The 25,598-nt window shown below is 40.0% G+C and carries 23 protein-coding genes; 20 read left to right on the top strand and 3 right to left on the bottom strand.

The features are described 5' to 3' along the window. Nucleotides 1-34: 34 nt before the first annotated feature. Nucleotides 35-2,434: a hypothetical protein gene (locus AC07VK_RS23360; RefSeq protein ID WP_492963170.1), complete on the top strand. Its 2,400-nt coding sequence runs from the start codon at nt 35-37 to the stop codon at nt 2,432-2,434. 437 nt (nt 2,435-2,871) lie between these two features. Here AC07VK_RS23360 and AC07VK_RS23355 read toward each other — a convergent pair whose 3' ends face one another. Both AC07VK_RS23355 and AC07VK_RS23350 read right to left on the bottom strand, forming a co-directional pair. Continuing rightward, on the bottom strand, nt 2,872-3,510 hold the full coding sequence (locus tag AC07VK_RS23355; RefSeq protein WP_492956252.1) for a Crp/Fnr family transcriptional regulator: 639 nt from the start codon (nt 3,508-3,510) through the stop codon (nt 2,872-2,874). A gap of 93 nt (nt 3,511-3,603) precedes the next feature. After that, nucleotides 3,604-3,801 (bottom strand): cold-shock protein, encoded by a 198-nt coding sequence (locus AC07VK_RS23350; RefSeq protein ID WP_492956253.1) that lies wholly within the window; start codon nt 3,799-3,801, stop codon nt 3,604-3,606. Nucleotides 3,802-4,058: 257 nt separating this feature from the next. On the opposite strand from AC07VK_RS23350, the gene AC07VK_RS23345 reads away from it, so the two are divergent. From AC07VK_RS23345 to AC07VK_RS23300, 10 genes are all read left to right on the top strand, one after another. After that, nucleotides 4,059-4,664 carry an N-acetyltransferase gene (locus AC07VK_RS23345; RefSeq protein ID WP_492963172.1) on the top strand — a complete coding sequence of 202 codons (606 nt, stop codon included), beginning with the start codon at nt 4,059-4,061 and terminating at the stop codon, nt 4,662-4,664. Nucleotides 4,665-4,683: 19 nt separating this feature from the next. Then, a complete protein-coding gene (locus AC07VK_RS23340) occupies nt 4,684-5,787 on the top strand; it encodes a M20/M25/M40 family metallo-hydrolase (RefSeq protein ID WP_492963174.1) in 1,104 nt (367 codons plus the stop codon). Between the two features lie 590 nt (nt 5,788-6,377). After that, on the top strand, nt 6,378-6,455 hold the full coding sequence (locus tag AC07VK_RS23335) for a potassium-transporting ATPase subunit F (protein WP_082035969.1): 78 nt from the start codon (nt 6,378-6,380) through the stop codon (nt 6,453-6,455). A gap of 39 nt (nt 6,456-6,494) precedes the next feature. Then, a complete protein-coding gene (gene kdpA / locus AC07VK_RS23330; RefSeq protein ID WP_492963176.1) occupies nt 6,495-8,213 on the top strand; it encodes a potassium-transporting ATPase subunit KdpA in 1,719 nt (572 codons plus the stop codon). A 116-nt stretch (nt 8,214-8,329) separates the two neighbouring features. After that, nucleotides 8,330-10,357, top strand: a complete 2,028-nt coding sequence (gene kdpB, locus AC07VK_RS23325) for a potassium-transporting ATPase subunit KdpB (RefSeq protein ID WP_492956257.1) — start codon at nt 8,330-8,332, stop codon at nt 10,355-10,357. A 108-nt stretch (nt 10,358-10,465) separates the two neighbouring features. Further along, nucleotides 10,466-11,026 (top strand): K(+)-transporting ATPase subunit C, encoded by a 561-nt coding sequence (locus AC07VK_RS23320; protein WP_492956258.1) that lies wholly within the window; start codon nt 10,466-10,468, stop codon nt 11,024-11,026. Nucleotides 11,027-11,277: 251 nt separating this feature from the next. Next, nucleotides 11,278-12,348 (top strand): porin, encoded by a 1,071-nt coding sequence (locus AC07VK_RS23315; RefSeq protein ID WP_492963178.1) that lies wholly within the window; start codon nt 11,278-11,280, stop codon nt 12,346-12,348. 223 nt (nt 12,349-12,571) lie between these two features. Further along, entirely contained in the window at nt 12,572-12,820 is a 249-nt protein-coding gene (locus AC07VK_RS23310) for a hypothetical protein (protein ID WP_492954221.1), read from the top strand. Nucleotides 12,821-12,826: 6 nt separating this feature from the next. Next, nucleotides 12,827-13,957 (top strand): sensor protein KdpD, encoded by a 1,131-nt coding sequence (locus tag AC07VK_RS23305; protein ID WP_492954222.1) that lies wholly within the window; start codon nt 12,827-12,829, stop codon nt 13,955-13,957. Between the two features lie 88 nt (nt 13,958-14,045). Then, entirely contained in the window at nt 14,046-14,408 is a 363-nt protein-coding gene (locus AC07VK_RS23300; protein WP_492954223.1) for a hypothetical protein, read from the top strand. Between the two features lie 156 nt (nt 14,409-14,564). Here the strand turns inward: AC07VK_RS23300 and AC07VK_RS23295 are convergent, their stop codons facing one another. Then, nucleotides 14,565-15,305, bottom strand: coding sequence for an SDR family oxidoreductase (locus AC07VK_RS23295; protein WP_492954224.1), 741 nt, complete (start codon nt 15,303-15,305; stop codon nt 14,565-14,567). A gap of 120 nt (nt 15,306-15,425) precedes the next feature. Here AC07VK_RS23295 and AC07VK_RS23290 point away from each other — a divergent pair, with 120 nt between their 5' ends. The 9 genes from AC07VK_RS23290 to AC07VK_RS23250 all read left to right on the top strand — a co-directional run bounded on the left by AC07VK_RS23290 (nt 15,426) and on the right by AC07VK_RS23250 (nt 25,598). Then, on the top strand, nt 15,426-16,001 hold the full coding sequence (locus AC07VK_RS23290; RefSeq protein ID WP_492954225.1) for a Crp/Fnr family transcriptional regulator: 576 nt from the start codon (nt 15,426-15,428) through the stop codon (nt 15,999-16,001). A gap of 264 nt (nt 16,002-16,265) precedes the next feature. Then, on the top strand, nt 16,266-17,060 hold the full coding sequence (locus AC07VK_RS23285; protein ID WP_492963180.1) for an SDR family NAD(P)-dependent oxidoreductase: 795 nt from the start codon (nt 16,266-16,268) through the stop codon (nt 17,058-17,060). Between the two features lie 169 nt (nt 17,061-17,229). Then, complete coding sequence (locus tag AC07VK_RS23280; protein WP_492963182.1) at nt 17,230-18,324, top strand: hypothetical protein; 1,095 nt, start codon at nt 17,230-17,232, stop codon at nt 18,322-18,324. 127 nt (nt 18,325-18,451) lie between these two features. Then, a complete protein-coding gene (locus AC07VK_RS23275; protein ID WP_492963184.1) occupies nt 18,452-19,054 on the top strand; it encodes an RNA polymerase sigma-70 factor in 603 nt (200 codons plus the stop codon). Nucleotides 19,055-19,064: 10 nt separating this feature from the next. Continuing rightward, nucleotides 19,065-20,024 (top strand): FecR family protein, encoded by a 960-nt coding sequence (locus AC07VK_RS23270; protein ID WP_492963186.1) that lies wholly within the window; start codon nt 19,065-19,067, stop codon nt 20,022-20,024. Further along, nucleotides 20,024-21,760: an STN and carboxypeptidase regulatory-like domain-containing protein gene (locus AC07VK_RS23265; protein ID WP_492963188.1), complete on the top strand. Its 1,737-nt coding sequence runs from the start codon at nt 20,024-20,026 to the stop codon at nt 21,758-21,760. The genes AC07VK_RS23270 and AC07VK_RS23265 overlap by 1 nt, the downstream gene beginning before the upstream one ends. 73 nt (nt 21,761-21,833) lie before the next feature. Continuing rightward, on the top strand, nt 21,834-24,317 hold the full coding sequence (locus tag AC07VK_RS23260) for a mechanosensitive ion channel family protein (RefSeq protein ID WP_492963190.1): 2,484 nt from the start codon (nt 21,834-21,836) through the stop codon (nt 24,315-24,317). 64 nt (nt 24,318-24,381) lie between these two features. Then, a complete protein-coding gene (locus AC07VK_RS23255; protein WP_492954232.1) occupies nt 24,382-24,900 on the top strand; it encodes a DinB family protein in 519 nt (172 codons plus the stop codon). 92 nt (nt 24,901-24,992) lie between these two features. Next, nucleotides 24,993-25,598 carry a YdeI/OmpD-associated family protein gene (locus AC07VK_RS23250; RefSeq protein ID WP_492963192.1) on the top strand — a complete coding sequence of 202 codons (606 nt, stop codon included), beginning with the start codon at nt 24,993-24,995 and terminating at the stop codon, nt 25,596-25,598.

The following is a 25,598-nucleotide window of genomic DNA, read 5'->3' as shown; positions in this document are numbered from 1 at the left end:
GAAGTAAACCCTTTCGGCTGCTTTAACCATGCACATGAAAAAAAACCTGATATTAAAATGTAGCACTTTAATAAGCGCTGCCATCCTCATGGTCCATTTGGCCCATGCACAAAAACCCTTACAGGTGAGCGGGATTTACCCGCATTTAGCAACATTTAACGAGAGCTGGGACAAGCAAGACTGGCTTAAAAAGGGAGCAATTAAAAGTTATGGCGATGGTGGTGAAAATGGTATTGGTGCCATTACACCTTGGGCCGGTAAACTCTGGATGGTAACTTATTCACCACACATGCCCAAAGGAAGTTCTGATAAATTATATAGCATTGATAAGAACCTTAATGTTACTGTTCACCCCGAAAGTATTGGCGGTACGCCAGCAAACAGGATGATCCACAAAGAATCAAATCAACTAATTACCAGTAACTATTTTATTGATGATAAAGGTAAAGTAAGGGTTATTCCATTTTCGGTGATGCCTGGTAGAATGACAGCAACTACACGCCACCTTACCGATCCTGTTAATATGGTTTATTTTTATGATATGGAGGGAATGTTATACGAAACCAACGTACATAGCCTGGCCGTAAAGAAATTGTTTAACAAACCTGTACCTGGTTGGCATGGTAAAGGTGCATATACCGCCCAAGGCCAACTTGTTGTGGCCAATAATGGAGAAGAAGCTGTTTTTAAGCTCACAAAAGATATGCTCGAAGCAGGCGATTTACCCAAAAACGATGAAGAAAAAGGTGTTTTGGCGAGTTGGGACGGCAAAACCTGGAAAATTATCGAGCGCAGACAGTTTACGGATGTTACAGGTCCGGGCGGTATTTATGGCTCGCCAACAGATAAAAGCCCTTTGTGGAGCATTGGCTGGGATAAACGCTCTGTCATGCTGAAATTATTAGATGGAGGGCAATGGTATACCTATCGTTTGCCTAAAGCTGCCCATACATACGATCATAGAGGGGGGTGGTATACTGAATGGCCGCGCATTCGCGAAGTTGGCAATGGCAAAATGCTGATGGATATGCATGGCATGATGTACGATTTCCCTAAGACATTTTCACGTGCAAACAGTAGTGGTATTGAAGCTGTAAACAGTCATTTGCGCTATATTCCCGATTTTTGTAGCTGGAATAATCAGATTGTAATTGCTACAGACGAAACTACAGTACTAGAAAATCCTATGGCTGGCAGGGCTCAGTCCAATCTGTGGTTCGGGCAATGGAGCGATCTGAAAAACTGGGGCGGTGCAACAGGGTGGGGTGGCCCCTGGGATAATGACAATGTGCAGGCAAATATACCTTCCGATGCGTTTTTGATCAGTGGTTTTAACAAGAAGGTATTGCACCTTTCTCAAAAATCAAATCAAGCCGTTAGTTTTACGATCCAGATTGATAAAACAGGCAATAACAAATGGGAAGATTATAAAATCGTAGCTCTTGCAGCCAATGCCTACCAGTATTTTATCTTTCCTGCCGATTTTAAAGCAACCTGGGTTCGGTTTAAAACAAACAAAAATTGCAATGCATCAGCATTCTTTCATTTTACAGGGGAGATGCATAAAATTCAAGACCCAATATTTAACACTTTGGTTGATATAAATGAAAAGACTGAAGTTAATGAGAGCCTGATCCGGCCTTCGGGGCACAACAAAAATCTGCAGGTACTCAAAATCTCAAAAGAGAAAAATCAATACACCGAGGTGGATGAAAAGTTGAATTTTTTAAGCAATACTGCCGATAGTACCCAGCAAATGAAAAGACTATTGGCGCTGAAGAAAACATACAGCGTTGATGATGCATCAATTATTATCAAAGATAAAACAGGTACTTTCCGTTTGCCAAAAGGATCTGCAGATTATGAACAGTTTTTATATCGTGATAAGAGAGAAGTAGAATCAGAACGTTTTATGCTGAACATTCAGGGGACTTTTTACGAAGTTGGCCGCGAATCGGGTTTCAATGCTATTCGGCCAATTACCACCCACAATAAAAAGATTGTCGATTTTTGTACCTGGAGAGGTTTATTGGTGTTAAGCGGTACTAAAACGGCAGCCAAACCTGATGAACATTATTTCGGAAACGTAACCAATGGATTGTGGTACGGCGGTATAGACGACCTGTGGAAAATGGGTAAAGCTGTTGGCAAGGGGGGCGTATGGAAAAATACCCGGGTTAAAGCAAACGATCCTTCATTACCTTATTTAATGACCGGCTATGATCAGAAAAAAGTAAGTATTACCGCGGATAAAGATGTGGATATCAAACTAGAAGTAAATTTCGACCTAACAGGTTTCTATCCGTACAAAACATTTTCAATCAAAGCTGGGCAAACCATTAATTATGAATTTCCAAATGGCTTTAGCGCACACTGGATAAGGGCAATTGCAAATAAAGACTGCCAATCGACAGTAACGTTTACTTATTTCTAATAAAAATCTAGATAGTAGTAAAAAACGACTGTATTTTATTGTGCTGGTTATTAGTTTTTTATATGGGCATATTTTTGGGTAGGGTACTGGATGGACTAAAATTATGAACTATGATGGATAGCCGTTATAATTGTACACCAATTGGATATTAGGAATATCTATTGAGCATCTTTTATTGATGATAGTGCAAATCAGTATAAGGGCGTTCCTGCTCTTGTACTTGATTTTAATTTATGAATATTTTCGATATTGCTAAGTTATTTCTTTCATTTAATTCTAACTTAATTTTCAATTAATACACTTAGACTTACTTTTGAATGATAAATATTTGGCTAGTATTTATAAGGTTTAGTTGATTAATAGAAGGGCCCGATCATTATTATGAGCTTTGTTTTTTGGAGGATTCTCATCCAAACTAAACTGCGGGGTTTAATGTATTACACTTCTATTGATACTGGAATGCCTCGATTTTCGGTTCTATGCAGTTCTTTGCTTCTTACCCTGCTTAAGGTTTCCAATCTCATTCCTAAATAGCTTGCCAGATAGCGGAGCGGTATTTTGTTTAAGTCTATTTTTCCGCTTTCAGCAAGCTTTTGGTACCGACGCAACGCATTAGGTATTCTGGCCAGGATAGATCTTTCGGATGCAGCATAGTAATGTACTGCTAACAGTTTTCGCCCGATAATATTGGCTTCTTCGAAATGAGCGTAGGCATAATCGATTAACGTATAAGGAATGCGGATCAATTCGCAATCTTCTAAAGCCTGTAAATATTCTACAGAGTGGTTAGCTTGTAAATCAGGGTGACGAATGGCGCCTACAATATTATTCCCAAAACAAAACCAGGTGGTAATATCTTTGGCGCGGTCTTTTATAAAACCACGAACAATGCCACTTTTTACAAAGTAAAGTGCTGCATTACTGTCGACAGGGGAAACAATGTGTTTATTCTTTCTGACTATGACCAATGAGCAATGTTTTTCATACTGTGCAATAAGGCTACTGGAAAGTTTATGGTATTGTTCCATATACTGGAGAAGTGGCTGCACAAAAGAACTGTTGTTAGAATTGGGCATAATGTTATAAATTTTAGGTTCAAAAAGAGATCTTTTTTGATAAATAATCATCTTGCTATATATAATATACAAAAATAATTTTAAAACGTGCATTTAAATAAGTAATAATAGGCGAAGGTTGGTGGCCATTAGCCCATGCGCCATTAGTTCGATTCTAAATTCTACCAGGTCACCTGTATCAATATTTTCGTTAAGATTTGCTAAACAAAATGCAATTTCCTGTTCATTTTCGTCTTGTATAAACCCAAAGCCAACCGATTTATCGATGTGTATTATCCTGCCCTTTCTCATTATATGTCTGTTTGGTTCACTAACATACGTGTAATGTGCAAATAAGGTTTTTCGGCCTGTTGATACTCAGAATTATTAAATGGAGCAATAGTTTACCATAATGAAATTAACCCTTCCATTTTAGTAATGTGCTTTCAAAATATGCTAGCCGAAGAAAAAAAATAAAGGCCATTATCATTGTTTAAACTGCTATTTGTTTATTAATACTGGTTTGGGCATTCCCTTTGTGATTGGCCTGGCATGAAATTTAAATCATAATGGATAACCACATCATTTTTGTCCGCATTGCTGATCAAGGCGATGCACATTACGCACAAGAAATTATACAGGAAACAGAACAATCAGCTATCGCAAGAGGTTCGGGTATTGCAAAAAGAACCTTAGCCTCGGTAATTGAGAAAATGGCTGCTGGCAAGGCAGTTATTGCTTTAACTAATACTGGCGAGTGGGTAGGTTTTTCTTACCTCGAAACCTGGGAAAATGAACGTTTCGTTTCCAACTCAGGACTTATTGTTGCACCCAAATTCAGGAATTCTGGAGTAGCCAGATCCATCAAAAACAGAATCTTCAAGATGTCGAGAAGATTGTATCCCAATTCGAAAATTTTTAGCATTACCTCTGGCCCGGCAATTATGCGGATGAATGCCAAACTTGGTTTTCTGCCAGTCAGTTTTGCCGAGATCACCCACGATGAGCATTTCTGGGAAGGCTGCAAAAGCTGTGTGAACTACGATATTTTAACACGCAAGAAAAAATGCAATTGCCTCTGTACCGCTATGCTTTTCGATCCGGAATACTTTGCTGATGCACAGCCCGTGGTTTATCAGCAAGCTGAGCTCTACCAGGAAGTTATTTATTCTTAAAATACCTAATCACATTACCATGAACACGATCAGTAAAATAAAACTTACCGAAGGTCCTGACCTTAACCACCTCTACCAGGAATCACTCGAACTCCTTTCCTCCTTAATCGCTATTCCTTCTATCAGTGGCGATGAGATGCTAACTGCCGATCAGATCGAATCTTTCTTAAACCTGCAAGGCATAAACACTTTTAGGAAATACAATAATATCTGGTGTTACAATAAACACCTGGATACTTCAAAGCCAACCATCCTGTTAAACTCTCATCACGATACGGTTAAACCTAATGATCAATATAGCAGAGATCCTTTTAGTCCGATTATAGAGGATGAAAAAATATACGGACTGGGTAGTAATGATGCGGGTGGTTCGCTGGTGGCTTTAACCGCTACTTTCTTGTATTTCTATGATCGAAAAGATCTTCCCTTTAACCTCTGTCTTGCGGCAACTGCAGAAGAAGAAACCTCGGGAGACTTGGGCATCCGCAGCATATTACCTGAAATTAGAGGAATCTCTTTTGCCATTGTAGGCGAACCCACGGGTATGCATATGGCCATTGCCGAAAAAGGTTCGATGGTAATAGACTGCGTTTCGAAAGGCCGCTCAGGCCATGCGGCTAGAGAGGAAGGCGATAATGCCATTTACCATGCCCTTAAAGATATCGACTGGTTCAAAAATTATCTGTTTCCTATTATGGACGATCAACCACAGCCTGTTAAAATGACGGTTACAGAGATCAGGGCAGGTATTCAACACAACATTGTTCCGGCTGAGTGCAGTTTTACGGTAGATATCCGTTTCGACCATAATTATACCGAAAGAGAAATCGTGAATACCATTGTCAATCATACCTCATGTCATTTTACTTTGCGGCCAAATGTATTAAAGCCATCTTTTATCGATATGCTTCATCCTGTTGTAATAAGCGGACTTTCGCTTGGCAGGAAAACTTACCTTTCGCCAACAAGCTCCGATCAAGGCTGGTTAGATATGCCTTCAGTAAAAATGGGGCCAGGTAATTCTGCACGCTCTCATACTGCCGATGAGTTTATTGGCATTGAGGAAATTGAAGAAGGGATTGATATTTACATCAGTTTACTTGAAACTTTGGAGCTCTCCTAGTCTTAGCTTCTCACTAAGATTTGGTTTTTGCCACGGAGACCCGGAGAACACGGAATTATATTGTGAGGTTTTAGCGAGATGCTCTTTCCTAGTCTTAGCGTCTCGCTAAGACTATAGTTTTTGCCACGAAGACCCGGAGAACATGGAATTTAATTCTGAGGTCTTAGCGAGACGCTAAGACCAGAGATTGGAGGGATTTAGTTTTTGCTCTTTCCTAGTCTTAGCGTCTCGCTAAGACTATAGTTTTTGCCACGGAGACCCGGAGAACACGGAATTAAATTGTGGGGGTCTTAGTGAGGGCTAAGATCAGAGCTTAGTTCAGGATGACAACAATATCATCGTCTTCCCAAATGAAAAAAACCTTTCCAAAATGGAAGGGTTTTTTTATGTCTAATTTAAATTTAAAAATTCTTTTTATTTATAACTAATTGTAAATCATTTGTTTGTGGTTTGTTTTTCTTTTGTGGTATAAGAGTTGGCTAATGGCATGTAAAATCAATATATCATGACAATACTAATTTTTTTAATCCTCATCCTGCTCTGCTGGGCTACTTACAAATCAATCGACTGGTTCGAAAAAATCTAACATTATGATCGCATTATTCATTATCGCCATCGCCGTATTTATCTATATGATCTACGTGCTGATCAAACCCGAAAAATTTTAATCCTTTCTCCTCTACGGAGGATAATTAACAAATCAAAAAATGAACACTGAATTAACAGGCATTATCGCCACCTTCCTGCTCACCCTGGTCATCGCAATACCACTGGGTAAATACCTGGCAAAGGTTTTTGCAGGAGAAAAAGTCTGGACAGATTTTTTAAAGCCATTGGAAACTGGTATTTACAAGCTTTCCGGAATCAACATTAAAGAACAGATGAACTGGAAACAGCAGTTAAAAGCACTGCTTACCATTAATATACTGTGGTTGTTTTACGGTTTTTTTGTACTCATCTTCCAGGATAAACTCCCATTCAACCCGGATGGCAACCCTGCGATGACGCCAGATCTGGCCTTCAACACCATTATCAGCTTTGTTGCCAACTGTAACCTGCAGCATTATTCGGGCGAAAGTGGCGTAAGTTACCTCACTCAGCAATACGTACTGATGTTTCTTCAGTTTGTAAGCGCTGCAACAGGTATAGCGGCTGCGGTGGTCCTTTTCAAAGCTTTTAGAGATAAAACAACAACAGAACTTGGCAACTTTTGGGAATTCTTTGTTAAATCAATTACCCGTTTATTATTGCCATTATCTTTTGTGATGGCAATAATCTTAACTTTTAACGGTACCCCGGCGAGCTATGAGGGTAAAGATCAGTTTATCTCGCTGCAAGGCGATACTGTACATGTTTCAAGAGGGCCAGCGGCTCAATTGATTGCCATTAAACACTTAGGTACTAACGGTGGCGGTTATTTCGGAGCCAATTCGGCACATCCATTTGAAAACCCAAGCTACTTTACCAATATGGTTGAGCTGGTTGCGCAGGTAATTATTCCTATTGCAATGGTAATTGCATTTGGTTATTTTATCCGCAGGAAAAAACTAGCTTGGACCATTTTTGGGGTTATGACCATTGGTTTGTTCATGTTGCTTTTACCTATGCTTAGCTCAGAGCTGGGCGGTAATCCGGCACTGGCCAAAATGGGTATCTCGCAAACAACAGGCGCAATGGAAGGAAAAGAGGTCCGCTTCGGTCCGGCTGCCTCTGCTTACTGGGCAACTGTGACGACAATTATTTCTACCGGCTCGGTAAACAGCATGCATGATAGTACCATGCCAATGTCAGGCACATGGCAATTACTTGGAATGATGATCAACTCATTCTACGGAGGCTGCGGCGTAGGTTTATTAAATTACTTCATATACCTGATTGTTGCTGTATTTATTTCAGGCTTGATGGTGGGCAGAACGCCGGAGTTTCTTGGGCATAAAGTAGAAGCCAGAGAGATTAAGATTGCGGCTATTATCACTTTGTTAAGTCCGTTTTTGATCCTTTCGGGAACTGCGATCGCCAGTTATATCTTTACTAGCCATGGTGATGCAGCTTGGGCAGTGCAACCTAAAAACTGGCTCAATAACCCTGGTTTCCATGGATTCTCTGAGATGCTTTATGAAATGACTTCATCTAACGCCAACAACGGCTCTGGGTTTGAAGGATTGGGAGATAACAATATTTTCTGGAACTTATCTACCGGTATTGTGATTTTCCTAGGCCGTTTTTTACCGATTATCGGGCCTGTTGCCATCGCTGGATTACTAGGCGCTAAAAAATTCATTCCTGAATCGGCTGGTACGCTTAAAACAGATACCAAAACCTTTGCCCTGATGACTTTTGCGGTTATTATAGTGTTAAATGCACTTTCTTATTTCCCTGCCTTGGCTTTAGGACCGTTGGCGGAATATTTTACCATGCTTAAATAAATGAGAGTTGTCACTTTGAGCCTTCAGATAAAAAATCGGGACAAATAGTCGAAATGCATTCATCAAAGGTCCTTCGACAAGCTCAGGATGACAATCAATAAATAAATTAAAAGAAAATGAAACCCAATAATAAATTGTTCGAACCTGCCTTGGTGCAGACCGCGCTAAAACAATCTTTCATCAAGCTTGACCCAAGGGTAATGGTCCGTAATCCCGTTATGTTTACCGTCGAAATCGGAACACTGGTAATGGCGTATGTTACCGTATACTCTTTTAGCCACAGTGGGCAAGGATCGCCATTATACAATTTCTTCATCTTTTTAGTGCTTTTGCTTACCGTGTTGTTTGCAAACTTCGCCGAGGCTATTGCGGAGGCAAGAGGAAAAGCTCAGGCCGACAGTCTTCGTAAAACAAGGGAAGAAACACCTGCAAAAGTACTTTTGGCTAACGGAACCATCGAAATCCGTTCATCCAACCAGTTAAAAAAAGGCGATGTATTTATTTGCGAAACAGGCGATACCATTCCAACTGATGGAGAAATTATTGAAGGTATTGCCACCATTGATGAATCGGCCATTACCGGCGAGTCTGCTCCTGTAATACGCGAATCCGGAGGTGATAAATCTTCAGTAACAGGCGGTACAAAAGTTTTATCTGATGAGATTAAAGTTCAGGTGAGCACAGCTCCCGGAGAAAGCTTTTTAGATAAGATGATTGCTTTGGTTGAAGGTGCATCGCGCCAGAAAACACCAAACGAAATTGCTTTAACCATTTTATTGGCCAGTTTTACCCTGGTGTTTATCATTGTATGTGTAACGCTTAAACCTTTTGCCGATTATGCCAATACACCGATTACCATTGCCGCGCTGATCTCGCTGTTTGTATGTCTGATCCCAACCACCATTGGCGGACTTTTATCTGCAATTGGTATCGCCGGAATGGACAGGGCGCTAAGAGCCAATGTAATTACCAAATCGGGTAAAGCGGTAGAAACTGCGGGTGATATTGATGTATTGCTTTTAGATAAAACCGGAACCATCACCATTGGTAACCGTAAAGCGACCAATTTTTATCCAACTGCAGGTGTAAACATCAAAGCTTTTACCGATGCCTGTGTGCTAAGTTCTTTGGCCGATGAAACCCCAGAGGGGAAATCAATCATCGAACTGGCTGCAGAGCAGGGTATTAAATCTGTCGGCACACCCGAGGGATCTACGTTTATCAAATTTACTGCAGAAACCCGTTCAAGTGGATTAGACACCCTTGATGGAAGAAGAATTAGAAAAGGCGCTTTCGATTCGATCAGGAATATTGTCGAAAAAGCAGGAAATATTTTTCCTTCCGATATCGAAAATCATGTGAAAGCCATTGCGACCAATGGAGGAACGCCGCTAGTCGTATCTGAAAATGAAAAAGCGCTTGGCGTAATCGAACTACAGGATATTATTAAACCTGGTATCAGCGAACGTTTCGAACGTTTAAGGAAAATGGGTGTGAAAACTGTGATGGTTACTGGTGATAATCCATTGACTGCTAGATATATTGCTGAGAAAGCTGGTGTTGACGATTTTATTGCTGAAGCCAAACCCGAGGATAAAATGAACTACATCAAAGACGAACAGACCCTAGGTAAACTGGTAGCCATGATGGGGGACGGGACTAATGATGCACCTGCCTTGGCACAGGCCGATGTTGGTGTAGCCATGAATAGTGGAACGCAGGCTGCAAAAGAGGCAGGTAATATGGTCGATTTGGATAACGACCCTACTAAACTCATCGAGATCGTAGAAATCGGTAAACAACTGCTTATTACGCGCGGTACACTGACTACTTTTTCCATTGCGAATGATGTGGCCAAGTATTTCGCCATTGTTCCGGCATTGTTTATTGCTTCCATTCCTGCCTTGCAAAGCCTGAACATTATGGGCCTGCACTCACCAGAATCAGCCATCATGTCGGCAGTAATTTTTAACGCCATCATTATCCCGATCCTGATCCCGTTAGCATTAAAAGGTGTGGCTTACAAACCTATCGGCGCAACTGCTTTATTACGCAGAAACCTGTTTATATATGGCATTGGTGGGGTAGTAGCCCCATTTATTGGGATTAAAATAATCGATTTATTGGTCGGCTTATTTGTATAAGAGAGTTCGTCATTCCCGCGCAGGCGGGAATCGTAATGCAAGAGCTTTAAGATTCCCAATCGAGTTGGGAATGACGAATCGAACAAAAGAAATAAAAATAAAAATAAAATGAAAAAGTACATTATTCAATCCATCCGCTTAACCCTAGTCCTATTGGTACTGTTATGCGTAGTATATCCAATCACTGTGGCCTTTATAGGCAAAATGTCTAACGGAAAAGGTGGAGGAGAAAAAATTACCAAAAATGGTAAAACAGTAGGTTATGCGCTATTAGGCCAATCTTTTACCAAACCAGAATATTTCTGGGGAAGACCATCGGCAGTTGCTTACAATGCAGCGGGTTCTGCAGGTTCTAACAAAGGCCCGTCTAACCCCGACTATTTAAAAGAGGTACAGTCGCGTATCGATACTTTGTTGAAATACAATCCAGGTATCAAAAAATCAGATATTCCAGCCGATATGGTTACTGCATCAGGAAGCGGGCTTGATCCAAATATTTCTGAGCAAGGTGCTGCCATTCAGATCCAGAGGGTGGCAAAAGCCAGAAATATAGATGAGAAAAAAGTAAAAAAACTTGTTGCGATGAATACCCTTAAGCCATTCATGGGTGTTTTTGGTCCTTCATCGGTAAATGTGTTGAAACTAAACCTTGCCCTTGATGAACTTTAATTGAAGCTTTCCTCCCAAAGTCGTCATTGCGAAACCAATTTTTCATTGGTTGAAGCAATCTATATTGAAAGCTTATGATAGCAAAAGAGATTGCTTCGTCATTCTTCCTCGCAATGACGAAAACGAGGGAGCTTTAACAAAAACAATATCCCAAAACAATAATAATAGCGATGCATTTGGCCCAAAACATAAAAAAAGGGCCTCATGCTTTACCCAATAAAAACAATCAGATAAAAATAAATAGAATACAGATGAAAAAATTATTATTACTTGCCGCTACACTTACCACTACATTTTTCGCGAAAGCACAGGATGAACCAAAAATTAAAGTAACAGGTTATCTTGAGGCTTATTATGGATACGATTTCAACAAACCGGCCGACCATAACCGCCCAGGGTTTATTTATTCACATAACCGTGCAAACGAAGTTAACCTGAACCTTGGATTTATTAAAGCTGCGTATGACAGTGGAAATATCCGCGCAAACTTAGCGGTAATGGCTGGAACTTATGCCAATGCCAATCTTGCTGCCGAACCTGGGGTATTAAAAAATATCTTCGAGGCCAATGCAGGCGTAAAATTATCGAAATCAGAGAACCTTTGGATTGACGCCGGAATCTTTTCTTCGCATATTGGTTTTGAAGGTGCGGTTTCGAAAGACTGTTGGGTACTCACCAGGAATATTTCTTCAGAGAATACCCCTTATTACGAGTCGGGTGCGAAAGTTACTTATGGTACTAAGGATGGCAAATTTACAGCAACAGCACTTTACCTTAACGGATGGCAGCGCATTAGCCGCCAAAACGGGAATGATAAACCTGCCGGTGGACTGCAACTCACCTGGAAACCGACTGATAAAATCACGGTAAACTACAGCAATTATCTTGGAACAGAAGGTGCTGATTCGGTTAGGGTAAATAGATTTTACCACAACGTTTATGGTATCTTTCAACTTACCGATAAATTTGGCGTAACCCTTGGATTCGACTATGGAACCCAGCAGAAACAAAAAGGAAGTGATGATAAAAACGAGGTGATCTCACCCGTAGCAATACTACAATATAAATTTGCACCAAAATGGGCAGTTGCCGGAAGATTCGAATACTATGAAGATAAAAACGGAATTTTTATTGCAACCGGAACGCCAGAAGGTTTTAAAACCAAGGGTTATTCGCTAAATCTTGATTATTCGCCCATAGCAAATGCAGTAATCAGATTGGAAGGAAAAGCCTACGATAGTAAAGATAAAATATTTGCAAGAGAAGGCGCCGCGGTAAATGCGAACGCAGCCCTTACAGCGAGTATAGCGGTTTCGTTTTAGGAAGATTCAGGTCGTCATTCCCAACTTGATTGGGAATCTTAATGCTAATGTATGGTGTGTTAGATTAGCTTCGCTGAGCACTTGGTGGTTCCCGCCTGTGCGGGAATGACGATTACGCTTTAGTTTTGTCATCCTGAGCCTGTCGAAGTACTAACCGAAATGTATGGTAAAGCGTTTCGACAGGCTCAACATGACAGATTAATGATTTTTAATATTAAAAACAATGCATCCTTACATAGAAATATTGTTCAGTCTGTTTTTAGCATTCTTTGGAATGTTAATGATGAGAAAATTAAGCTCATTAAAAAGGAAAAAAACATCTGCCATCAAAAAAAGTTATGCTACGGAAAAATACTTTAAACTGCTTTCCAGAAAGATTTCGCTTAAATTTACGATGGTATTATTTACCCTTGTTATGATTGTTGCCATCACCATATTGATAGAAAAAGGAATAATGACTGTTACCTGGTAAAACATCATGGAAGAAGAACAAAAAGAAGAGTCGGTCAGGCATTTTTTGGATCTGGTTAAAAAATCCAGGCGCGGAAAGCTCAAGATCTATATCGGCATGAGTGCCGGTGTGGGCAAAAGTTACCGGATGCTCCAGGAATCTCATGCGCTGCTGCGGAATGGAGTAGACATTTGTATCGGCTATATTGAAACCCATAAAAGGGCAGAAACAGAAGCCCTTGTTGCAGGCCTTCCAATTATTCCACGAAGGAAAATTTTTTATCGGGGTAAGGAAATCGAAGAGATGGATTTGAAAGGGATTATGAACCGCCATCCTGAGATTGTTATTGTTGATGAACTTGCCCATACCAATGCCGAGGGCAGCAAAAATACCAAACGCTGGCAAGATGTTTTCGACCTGCTCGAAGCAGGGATCAGCGTGATCTCGGCCGTAAATATTCAGCACCTGGAAAGCATCAATGAAGAAATTGAGCAGATTACAGGTATTGCTGTTACCGAACGTATCCCGGATAAGATATTGGAGATAGCCGATGAAATCGTGAACATCGACCTTACCGCTGACGAATTGGTTACCCGCCTTAAAGAAGGCAAAATTTACGATCAATCGAAAATCGAAAGGGCACTTGGCAATTTTTTTCAGTCCGATAAAATTCTTCAGCTGCGCGAACTGGCCTTAAAAGAGGTGGTGCACCAGGTAGAACGGAAAATTCAGACCGAAATCCCAAAATCAATCAAACTTCGGCCCGAACGTTTTTTAGCCTGTATTTCTTCTAATGCCGAGACTGCAGGGGTAGTGATCAGGAAAACAGCAAGATTGGCTTCTTATTACCGATCGCCATGGATTGTGTTGTATGTGCAGAGTGATAGTGAAAGCATGGAGCGTATTAAACTAGACAAACAACGCCATTTGATTAATCATTTTAAACTGGCTACCGAGCTTGGGGCCGAGGTGATCAAAGTAAAGAGTAATGCGATTACCAGAACCATCATCGATATTGCCAATGAGAAAGAAGTTACCACCATTTGCATCGGGAAACCCCATCTTAATATTTTTCAGGTCATTCTGCGTACGGCGGTTTTTAATGGTTTATTGAAAAACCTGGCAATGAAAGACATCGATCTGGTAATTCTCTCTTAAATAACAATGGCTGTCTACATCATTCTCAAATAATCAAAACCATATCCTTTTAAATTGGGTTGAAATAATAGAACCTACTGAAAGCGATATGGAAAAAAACGATACTAAAACACATTTGATTAACGAGATCACCACTACAGGATTACAAACTGCAGCTAAGAAATTGGGCGCTTCGGCAAGTAAGGCACAGATTAGAAAAGGTGTTTCTAAAAACATCAGTTTAATTGATAAATTATTGCGCATTGTGCTGGTTAAAAGTAAAGATTCATCGAAAAGGGTACAAAGCGATATAGAATTTGTTGGCCTGGGGGTTATTGCAGCACATACCTTTTACCGCGGCTTTAAAAAGAAAAAACGATTGTTGATTTTTGAAGGCATTTTTCTCACCGCTGCTCTTGGAGGCGTATTATTGGCCACCCAACTTAAAGCATTAAAACGGCAAATTGCATGATATTTTGGAGTTGCAGAAAGTCGTCATCTCGATCCTAGAGCTATTGGATTAAAAGTAATGAAATGGGAGATCTCAGTAGATTTAGCTTCGCTAAGCACTAACTGGTTTCTAGACTGCGTTACAAGCCGATCGAAATGACGATTTCTTCATTGTGGCTTACACCAATACCGAACCACCATCTACCACAATTACTTGCCCTGTGCCGTATTGTTGTTTCATGGTGTATAAAAATGCCTGCGCAATATCTTCGGCTTCTCCAACGCGCTTTACAGGTAAACGTTCACCTACACCAGCATAGAGGTTATTTCTATCCTCATTGCTCATGCTATTCCACAAATTGGTTTTAACCACACCCGGCGATACCGAATTTATACGTACTGGGGCTAGTTCTACAGCCATTGCACGGGTAAAGCCTTCCATGGCGCCACAAATACTGGCCGCTACGCCCCAGCCGGTACTTGGTCTTGGGCTGGCAATACCTCCTGTTAAATTAATAGAACCGCCTGCCTTAATTTTCTTTGCTGCATATTTAACTGCAGCAAAAGCACCCCAATACCTTAATGTAAAAAACTGACGGGCATCATCGAGGTCAGTTTCATTAATCGTGTTCAATACCAGATTTTCGCCTGCGGTATATACCAGGTGATCGAAAGGTTCGACTGAATTAAAAAACTGTTTGATGTTTTCTTCTTTACTCAGATCTACAGCAAAGCCTTTGCAGGTTTCGGGTAAGGATTTTAACGCCTCATTAATCCTGTTTTCATTACCGGAAACAATTATCACTTTTGCACCATCGTGCGCTGCGGCCTGTGCGGTTGCAAAACCTAAGCCTGAGCTTCCACCTAGTATGATCACTGTTTTTCCTTTCAGTGTAAATTCATTTGCTTTTATTTTCATGATGTTGTAAATTGAAGTGCAAATTTTGAGATATCAACGACCAATTCACTTACCAATTGGTAAAAACGGTCTGAGCTTGTATTTTTGTTCAACTCAATTCTGTACCATATATAAATCCCAATGCCGAACAAACTTATCAGCTACCTGAAACTTTACCATCAAATTTCGGCAGCAGAAGAACAGTATATCTTGGAAGCCTTTAATCCCAAAATGTTTAAAGAAGGAGAAGCGCTCTCACAGCCAGGCAGTATTAGTAAAGAACTTTTTTTTATTGTCGATGGCGTACTCCGGATCGTTATCCGAAATGAAAAGGGGAATGAAGTGACCCATTACTTTTTAAAAGAAAATCAATTTTGTACGATATTGAATAGTTTCCAGAAGCAGATACCAGCAGAAGAGTGTATACAAGCTGCCTGCAATTGTGAGGTTTTAGGTATTAACAGAACAACACTTTTGAAACTTTACGAACAGGTACCATATCTTAAAACACTTATTGATCAGATTACACAACAAGCTTTAATAGACAAGATCAATATCCGAAATGCCTATTTGGGGCAGGATTCTGCCAATAGATATAGGTTGTTTGTTGCCCGTCAGGCCGACATTGCCCTACGCGTATCATTAACGGATGTAGCTTCTTATTTGGGCATCACACCACAATCTTTATCCAGGATCAGAAGGCAGATCAATAGTTAGTTATTATCTTCACTTAAACGTTAATCAACTCACAGATCAGGGATACGTTTACGGATAAGAAAATATGTTTATGGGAAGTTGATAAGGGAGGCTATTTTGGCATATCTTGTTTTAAACTGTCCCTGTTCAAAGCAATACCCGAGTCTTGTAGTCTTGCCATTCATTTTAGCATATTACTATGACACTTTTTACCCAAAAAATTGTTCAGTTTGTATAACCCTAGGGCAATAATTATTTATGATAAACATTATTTAAAAAGAAAAAATGGATTTACAGTTAAAGCATAAAACGGCTTTTATAAGCGGCTCTACCGCTGGGATCGGATTCGCAATTGCCGAAAGTTTGTTAAAAGAAGGTGTAAAAGTAATTATCAATGGCCGGTCGCAAAGCAGTGTAGATGAAGCAGTAAAATCGTTGCAAGGTATTGCCGGGAACGAATTTATTTCAGGAATAGCTGCTGATTTTTCGAAAGCCGATGAGGTAAATAACCTGATCGATAAACTTCCAGAGATAGATATACTGATCAATAATGCAGGCATTTTTGAACCTAAAGCTTTTGAAAAGATCAGTGATGAAGATTGGTTTAGGTTTTTCGAAGTTAACGTAATGAGCGGAATCAGATTATCGCGGCAGCTATTCCCTAAAATGTTAAAGAAAAATTGGGGCAGGATTATTTTTATCTCCAGCGAATCGGCAGTGTTTATCCCCGATGAAATGATCCACTATGGCATGACTAAAACTGCACAGCTGGCGGTTAGCCGTGGTTTAGCAGAATTAACCCAAGGTACCGGGGTAACTGTCAATTCAATTTTGCCCGGCCCTACCAAATCAAAAGGGGTAGGTGTTTTTATCGAAGATTTAGCCAAAAATGGAAACATCACTATTGCTGAGGTAGAAGCCGATTTCTTTAAGAACATGCGGCCCACTTCCTTACTGCAACGTTTTCTTGATGTGAGTGAAATTGCAAACGCAGTTACTTTTTATGTAAGTCCGTTAGCCTCCGGAACCAATGGAGCTGCCATTAGGGTAGAAGGCGGTTTAGTGAGATCGATATTGTAGTATATTATAGCTGATCTGGGCGTTTATAAACATGCTAGTGAACTTTTAATTTATCATTTTTAGCTGCTAAAAAAAAACTTTCAATAATATTGGCGTGCAAAGAAATATTTTTTTGCTGCACATAGGGGTAAGTGTCGTGTTTGTTGTCTCATTTTAAAATTAGACAGAAATGGACACAACTTCAACAAAAATTAAAAACAGCTTTGCAACAAGCATTAACTTCAAAAAAGCATTTGGTGTTAAAGCATTGGGTTTAGCAATATTATTGATCATTGGCTTAAATGGTTTTGCACAAGAAAGCAAAAAAGACAAAGTAAATATTGGCTTTGTATACCCGGTAAGCACAAACGGAACGCATGCAGCGTTAGATACAAATGTATTTTCTTTAAACGCTTTGGTTGGCGTTTCGGCAGCAGAAAAGGGAATCTCATTCGCAGGCCTTTCCAATATCGTGCATAAAAATACAAGCGGTACACAGTTCGCAGGTTTTTCTAACCACATTGGTGGCAAAGCAAGTGGAGCACAGTTTGCAGGTTTTATCAATACTTATGGGGGAGGGAATGGGGCCGCTATTGCCGGTTTCGCCAATATCTCAAAAGAAAATAGCGGTGCTCAGGTAGCTGGTTTTATAAACTGGACTTCGAAAAATGTTTCTGCCGTGCAGGTTGCAGGTTTTATGAATAAAGCAGGCAATGTAAAAGGATCGCAAATTGCAGGTTTTATCAATGTGGCAAAGAAAGTTAAAGGCGTTCAGTTTGCTGGTTTTATTAACGTGGCCGATAGCAGTGATTATCCAATCGGGATTATCAATATTGTTAAAAACGGCGAAAAAAGCATTGCTTTAACTACCAACCAGAATTTAACGACCATGGCCACATTCAGATCGGGCGGAAAAGTATTATACGGTATTATCGGCGCTGGTTATAACTTTAAAAATAAAGATGAAGTTTATGCTTTCGAAGCTGGTTTAGGTGCTCACTTTTTTCAATCAGAACACTTTAGGTTAAATGCAGAGCTTACCGGGAGTTCATTGCAAAACTTTAAACGGGGCAATTATTTCAAATCTACCTTTCAGTTACTGCCATCGCTTAGGATAGGCCAAAATTTAGAACTTTTTGCAGGCCCATCGTTCAATTTTGTATCAACCAATACCGAAGAGGGAAAAACCCTACAGAAACACTATGTAAAAAGCTGGGATAGGAAAGATAATACCTTACATGCCCTATTTTTAGGCTATACAGGTGGTTTGGCCATTAGTTTTTAAGATAAATGATTGAATGAGTGAGTTTTGAATGATTGAATTTGTGCACCAGCTAACATTCGGTCATTCTATCATTCCATCCTTCAGTCATTCCCTTATTCAAAATTCGATAATTAATAAACATATATATTTGACTACAATTAAACCAGTGGAATTAACAGCAGCAGCTTCCGAAATTATTGATCAATACCATGATGATGCCGCCTTTGAATATTTGTTCAAAACGCATTACAACGCGCTGCACGCTTATGCTCAGGTGATTTTAAAGGATGAAGATGTTGCTGAAGAAATTGTACAGGGAATGTTCTTAAAGTTTTGGGAAAAAAGAGAAAGCCTTAAAATACAATCTATAAAAGCATACCTCTACAAATGTGTTTACAACGATAGTTTAAACTATATTAAACAGGAAAAAACCAAAAGCAAATACCAGGAATTTACGGTACACACCATGAATACAGAACATGAAGCTGCCACTGCAAAAGTAGAGTTTACAGAACTACAGCAGCATTTAAGAGATGCCCTGAACCATTTACCAGCGCAGTGCCGCACCATTTTCCAAATGAGCAGGTTCGAAGAATTGAAATACCGCGAAATTGCCGATCATTTAGGTCTATCAATCAAAACGGTAGAAAACCAGATGGGGAAGGCTTTAAGGATTTTAAGACTAAAACTGGCTGATTTCCTGGTGTTTATTTTACTCGGATTATGGTATTACAACGATTTTTTTAATTAGAAGAAAGCGCATGACTGATGAATTATTGATAAAGGTTCTTCTAAAAGAAAGTTCTATAGAAGAAAATGAAAAGGTAGAAAAGTGGCTAGACGCTGCTGAAGCCAATAAAAAGCATTTTACGCAGTTAGAAACCATCTGGCAGGTAAGCAACACCCTAAAAAATGAAAATAAAAGGAATGAAGAGCAGGCATGGGCAAGTTTTAAGGCGAGAAGAGCAGATTTAAAACCACATGGCAGCAACATTAAGCGGTTAAATGTGGCTAAAGTTTGGCTAAGGATAGCTGCGGTATTGTTTATTGCCGTTGGCGGATGGATGGCATATAGTTTATACGGCCCCGGAAAATATACCGAACTCACCGCTACTTACCAGGTGCGTACCGAAACCTTGCCTGATGGATCGGCGCTGACCTTAAACAAGAATACCAAAATAAGCTATGCCGCTAACTTTAAAAACAACCGAAAACTGAAATTGGAACAAGGTGACGTGTTTTTTGATGTAGCCAAAGATAAAACACATCCTTTTGTAATCGATATCGAACAGATAAGTGTAGAAGTAGTGGGTACCTCCTTCAATATTAAGCATATAAAAAAGGATACTGAAATTAACGTAGAAACCGGAATTGTGAAGGTTCGCATGGCCAATGATGAAATTAAGCTTTATAAGGGCGAAAAAGTCCACATCGACGGCAGTACCCGTAAACTGGTAAAAGAACAAAGCACCGATCAGCTTTATAACTATTATCGTAGCAATCTGTTTCAGGCGAATAATATTCCTTTATCCAAACTGGTGATTACTTTGAATGAGGCTTATGGAAGCAACATCACTTTGGATGAAAAGATTAAAGGTTTAACCATCAATACCACTTTAAAAATGGGGTCGATAAACCAGAACCTTGAAATTATCTGCCAAACCTTAAATTTACAGTTATCCCGTAACGGCAATACCATTTTGTTGTCTGCTAAAAAATAATGAAGACCAGACTAATTATTTTATTACTCTTTATTTCGGGCTATTGTACTGCACAGGTTACCACAGTCGATTATAGAAGGAATTTATCCAAAGGAGTAAGCTTAAATGTTAAGCAGGAAAAGGTTGGCAATGTTTTGCAGATGATCAGCAAAGCTGGTGGATTCTATTTTTCTTATAATGGTGTGCTGTTCAGGCAGGATAGCCTGGTGAGCCTGAATGTGAAAAATGTTCCGCTGCGCGAGGTTTTAGATCAGCTATTTGATGGTAAGGTAGATTATAAAGAAAATGCCGAATACATTATTCTTCGCTATGCCGTAAATCATTTAACAATAGAAGCAGAGCACATTGCCAATGGCGACAATGAATATGCGATAAGCGGTTACGTGGTTGATACCAGAACAGGCAATAAAGTTAAACAGGCCAGTGTTTACGAAAAAAAACTGCTTCAGGCTGCGCTTACGGATAACAATGGTTATTTTACATTGCGTTTTAGAGGCGAGCACAGTGCCGTAATTTTAACAGCAAGTAAAGAAACCTATCGCGATACAGCCCTGGTTTTTCTGGCTGATATCAATATAAAGCCTGAGAAATATGAAGATCCGGATAAAGAGAAAGGCGCATTTTTCACCAACACTTTTGGAGGGCGCGGAATATGGCGTTTTTTGCTCTCCTCAAAGCAACGCATCCAAAATCTGAATATTCCTGATTTTTTGGCGCAGACACCTTTTCAGGCATCGTTTACCCCTGGCTTAAGTTCGCATGGCAGTATGAGTTCTAGTGTAGTAAACAAGGCATCTTTAAATATACTTGGTGGTTATACTGCCGGAACAAATGGCTTTGAAATAGCGGGTGCGTTTAATTTAACCAAAGGCGATATTAAAAAGATTCAGGTAGCAGGTTTGTTCAATGTAGTGGGCGGATCAGTAAAAGGCACCCAATTTTCGGGCGCCTACAACGATGTAAATATGAATGTAGATGGTTTGCAGGTGGCCGGTTTATTAAATAGGGTAGAAAGTAAGGTTAGAGGAGTACAATTGGCCGGGGTGGGCAATTTTGCGGGCAAAGATGTTAAAGGAGCGCAGGTAGCCGGACTGATTAATGTGAGCAAAAATACCACAGGGGTTCAGCTGGCAGGTGTATTGAATAAAACCTCAGGCTGTTTAAAAGGTATGCAGCTTGCCGGATTGGTAAACCATGCTAAAAACATGGATGGTTTTCAACTGGGCGTGGTAAATCTGGCCGATTCATCATCGGGTATCAGTATCGGGTTGATCAACCTATCCAATAATGGCTACCGTAAGATAACAGTATATAACAACGAGGTAATTAATACCAATATCGCTTTTAAGACCGGAAATGCCAAATTATACACCTTATTAATTGCGGGTAAAAATTTTTCAGATACTGCCCGGGCATTTACTTTTGGATTAGGCCTTGGTCATGATTTTATTTTAAACAAACGTTTTGCTATCGCTGCCGAAGGAACCATCCAATCCATATATCTCGGTAATGTTGAAGAAGCAAACAACCTCTACAGGCTACAGGCATACCTGCAGTTTAACGCTTTATCGAGGCTTGCTATTTTTGCCGGACCTGCCTATTCGTATTACGTGAAGGGAGAAGCCATTTCTGGCGAAAATTATAAAAAGGAATTGGCACCTGGCTGGAGTAATCATTTTAAAAACGGTGCAGAAGGTTGGCTAGGCTGGAACTTTGGCCTTACCGTTTCGTTGTAAGCGCAGTGTTTAATGGCTTCGCTGTTTGAATTGCGGGGCATTTTCAGTAATATTGATTAAGTTCATTTTGCTTATGCCTTTGAAAATTTATCGTATTTATTTGTTGGTGGGTGTTTTCCTGCTGATCTGTTTTGCCGCTAGGGCTCAAAAACAAGATAGTACGCCACTTGGTGCATTAACAGATAGCACCAAAAAAGGCTTCGTAGCCAAAATGCAGGAATTTGGCCGTAGGTCTGCTATAAAGAGCAAAGGCGAATTTGAAGCCGATAAAGCTATACTGGCGCAGACCAAAATCTTCGATGAAATCAGAATGGTGATGCAAAAAGCAAAAATGTATCTGAAAACAAGTGTGGATACTGTAGGAACAAAAGCCGAATTGGATCAGATAAAGCAAGATTTTATGCTTGCCAAAGATGGTGTTTTTACCAATAAAGGAACCGCTCAAACTTTTAGAAACCTTACCGCTACATCAAAGATCATAAATGAACTGCTTAATAAAGCCAAAGTAAGGAAAACAGGCCTTGATTTGCGGCAACAGGAGCTCAATAATTTTCGCTATCGTTTAGATTCTCTTTCGAGTATGCCTGCACTGTTTAAGTTTCCATCAGATTCTTTAGAATTGATGGGCTACCTAAAAAAAATTGCGGTTGTTGCCTACGAAATAGCACCTATTGATACTGCTCTTAAACGGGCCAGTGGAAATATCCAAACACTTCTCAATCACATCAATTTAGAAGTGTCAAGCCTTCAGATAGGTCTTGATGAAATTGAGGTTTATCAACGTAAAATGGCTTATAATGCTTTTGCACGTGATTTCGGCAATATTTGGGAGCCGGCAGGTTTTTATAGGCCATTTGGCGAAATTTTAAACTTCTCTAAAATAAAAGGCCTGCTTACGCTTGGTTTTTATTCGGAAAACAATTCGGGCAAACTGTTCATATTGTTTGTGTTAATGGTCATTTCGTATATATACCTTCGCTCGCTAAAGCGGATATACACTTCAAGGGAACTTTTAAAAGCGGATTTTGAGGGTCAGCTTGTATTACGTTACCCGCTGGCATCAGCAATATTATTAGTGCTCAGCCTCTTTCAGTTTATCTTTTTATCACCTCCATTTATTCTCAATGTGGTGCTGTGGCTAATCTCGTGTGTTTGTCTCACCATCATTTTTAAAGGATATATTTCAAAATATTGGCTTCGCGTATGGGGCATTATGGTGTTGTTTTTTATTTTGGCTGCTGCTGATAATTTGATTTTGCAAGCTTCCAGAACAGAACGTTGGTTTATATTAATTGCAGCAGTTATAGGTGTAATATCAGGCCTTGTTATCCTGACACAGAAAAAACAGCAGGAGCTCAGGGAGAAATGGATTATGTACGCTATAGGTTTTATGGTTCTGCTCGAGTTATTTGCTGTTTTTGCCAATATATTTGGCCGTTATAATCTTGCAAAAACACTTTTTATTGGCGGCTACCTTAATGTGGTTGTAGCTATTCTTTTTTTATGGGTAGTCAGGTTTATAAATGAAGGTTTGTTATTGGCATTTGATGTATATACTGTTCAGGATAAGAAACTTTTCTATCTCAATTTTGAGCGTGTAGGAAAAAAAGCGCCACTGCTACTTTATGTATTGCTGGTATTTGGCTGGTTAATTTTAATGGGCCGTAACTTTCCTGCTTTCGAATACCTTGCAAAACCCCTTGGTAATTTCTTTAGTCAGGATAGAACGATTGGTAATTATACCTTTAGTATTAATGGTTTAGTGCTGTTTGTGGCCATTATGGCTATTTCGGTACTGGTATCTAAAATTGTTTCATTCTTCGCGTCTGATGAGCATTTGGCAGTTGATAAAGATAAACATCAAAAACGGGGACTTGGCAGCTGGATTTTATTGGTCAGGATTTTTATCCTGGGCATTGGCTTGTTTTTAGCGATTGCAGCTGCGGGCATTCCAATGGATAGAATTACTATCGTACTTGGAGCACTTGGTGTGGGTATTGGTTTCGGTTTGCAAACATTGGTGAATAACCTGGTAAGCGGGCTGATTATTGCTTTTGAAAAGCCGGTAAATGTTGGCGATATCGTTGATGTTGATGGCCAGGGAGGCACGATGAAATCGATCGGTTTTAGAAGTAGTGTGATTTCTACCTGGGATGGTGCCGATGTGGTAATGCCCAATGGAGATCTTTTAAATTCGCACCTGGTTAATTGGTCGCTGGCCGGTAACCGTAAAAGAGTGGCCATAGTGCTCGGCATTGCCTACGATGCCGATTTAGAGAAATGCAGAAGGGTAATCGGCGAGGTTTTAGACGCAGAACAACGGATAAATAAAAACCCGGGACCATTGGTCCAGTACGAGCAGTTTGGCGCAAGTACCATCGATTTAAAGATTTTTTTCTGGGCGAAACACATTCGCGAGGCCCATGCGATTAGAAGCGATCTGATTGTAGCCATTTCGGAAGCATTTAAAGCCAATAATATTTCCATTCCTTTTCCACGTCAGGATGTACACCTGTATTATCCAGATAAAGAAGGAGAGCTGCCTCAAGCTGAATGAAAATTGTTTTAATTAAGGTAATGGTTTCTTTAAATCTGATTTAAAATTTTAAAAATAAATATTAATGGCGCAACAATTAGAAGTTTGGCAAAGAGGGCCACTGCCTGAAATTATTCCGATGTTACAGCCGGTAGCACATGCCTTATTACAAGCAAGAGAAGAGATTAATGAGTATATGGTCGAATTCCCAATCGAACTGCTTTGGCAACGCCCCGCCGGAATGGCATCTACAGGTTTTCATCTTCAGCATTTAAGTGGAGTGCTTGATCGGGTATTTACTTATGCCAGGGCAGAAGGTCTTTCTGAATTTCAGTTTGCCCAGTTGGCTGAAGAGGGTAAAGATTCGGCAGCGGGATATACCGTGGCAGACCTTGTTAACCGTTTCAACAAACAGGTAGATTTTGCATTAGCGCAGATCAAAAGTACAGATGCAAGCACATTGCCCGATTATAGAGGCGTAGGTCGCGCCGGACTCCCTTCAACTGTTATCGGCTTGTTGTTCCATGCGGCAGAGCATACCATGCGCCATGTAGGGCAATTGATGGTTACCGTAGCCGTAGTGAAGAATTCTAAAGAAGTTTAAAATCGCCACTGCCATAGGGTTGTCACTCTACCTGCTAAATTTGCTGCATAGTTTAAATAATTGATGTACAATCTGTTCAGGAAAATTATTTTATGGATTGCGAAATAGCGGAAAACAAAATAAAGGATATAGAAACTTTTCGTCCAGGCAGCATTGAAGAATGGCGGAACTGGCTGATGGAGCATCACGATTCTAAATCGTCGGTTTGGCTTGTTTATAGCAAGAAGGGATCAGGTTTGCCCAGCATTACCTGGAGCGAAGCTGTAGATGAGGCCCTTTGTTTCGGTTGGATAGACAGTTTAAAAAAGTCGATAGATAGCGACACGTTTATGCAGTTTTTCTGTAAACGGAAAGCCAATAGCGTTTGGTCGAAAATCAATAAAGAAAAAGTAAAGCGCCTGCTGGCACAAAAACTTATCGCAAAAGCAGGTTTGGATACCATTAAAAAAGCCAAACAAAATGGGTCATGGACAGCGTTAGATGCGGTAGAAACACTTAAAATACCTAAAGATTTAGCTTTAGAATTTAAAAACAGCAAAGACGCAAAGATTTTTTTTCTTGGCCTAAGTAAATCTGCTAAGAAAGCCATTCTACAATGGATCGTAATGGCAAAAAAAGCAGAAACCCGGCAAAACAGAATTCTTGAACTTGTAAAATCCTCATCAGAAAACGTATTGCCAAAGCAATTTCTTCGCTAA

It is taken from the genome of Pedobacter sp. GW821-FHT01D05, from assembly GCF_059422505.1.
The sequence above is the reverse complement of the archived record's forward strand: the minus strand, read 5'-3'. Positions and strand labels throughout refer to the sequence as shown.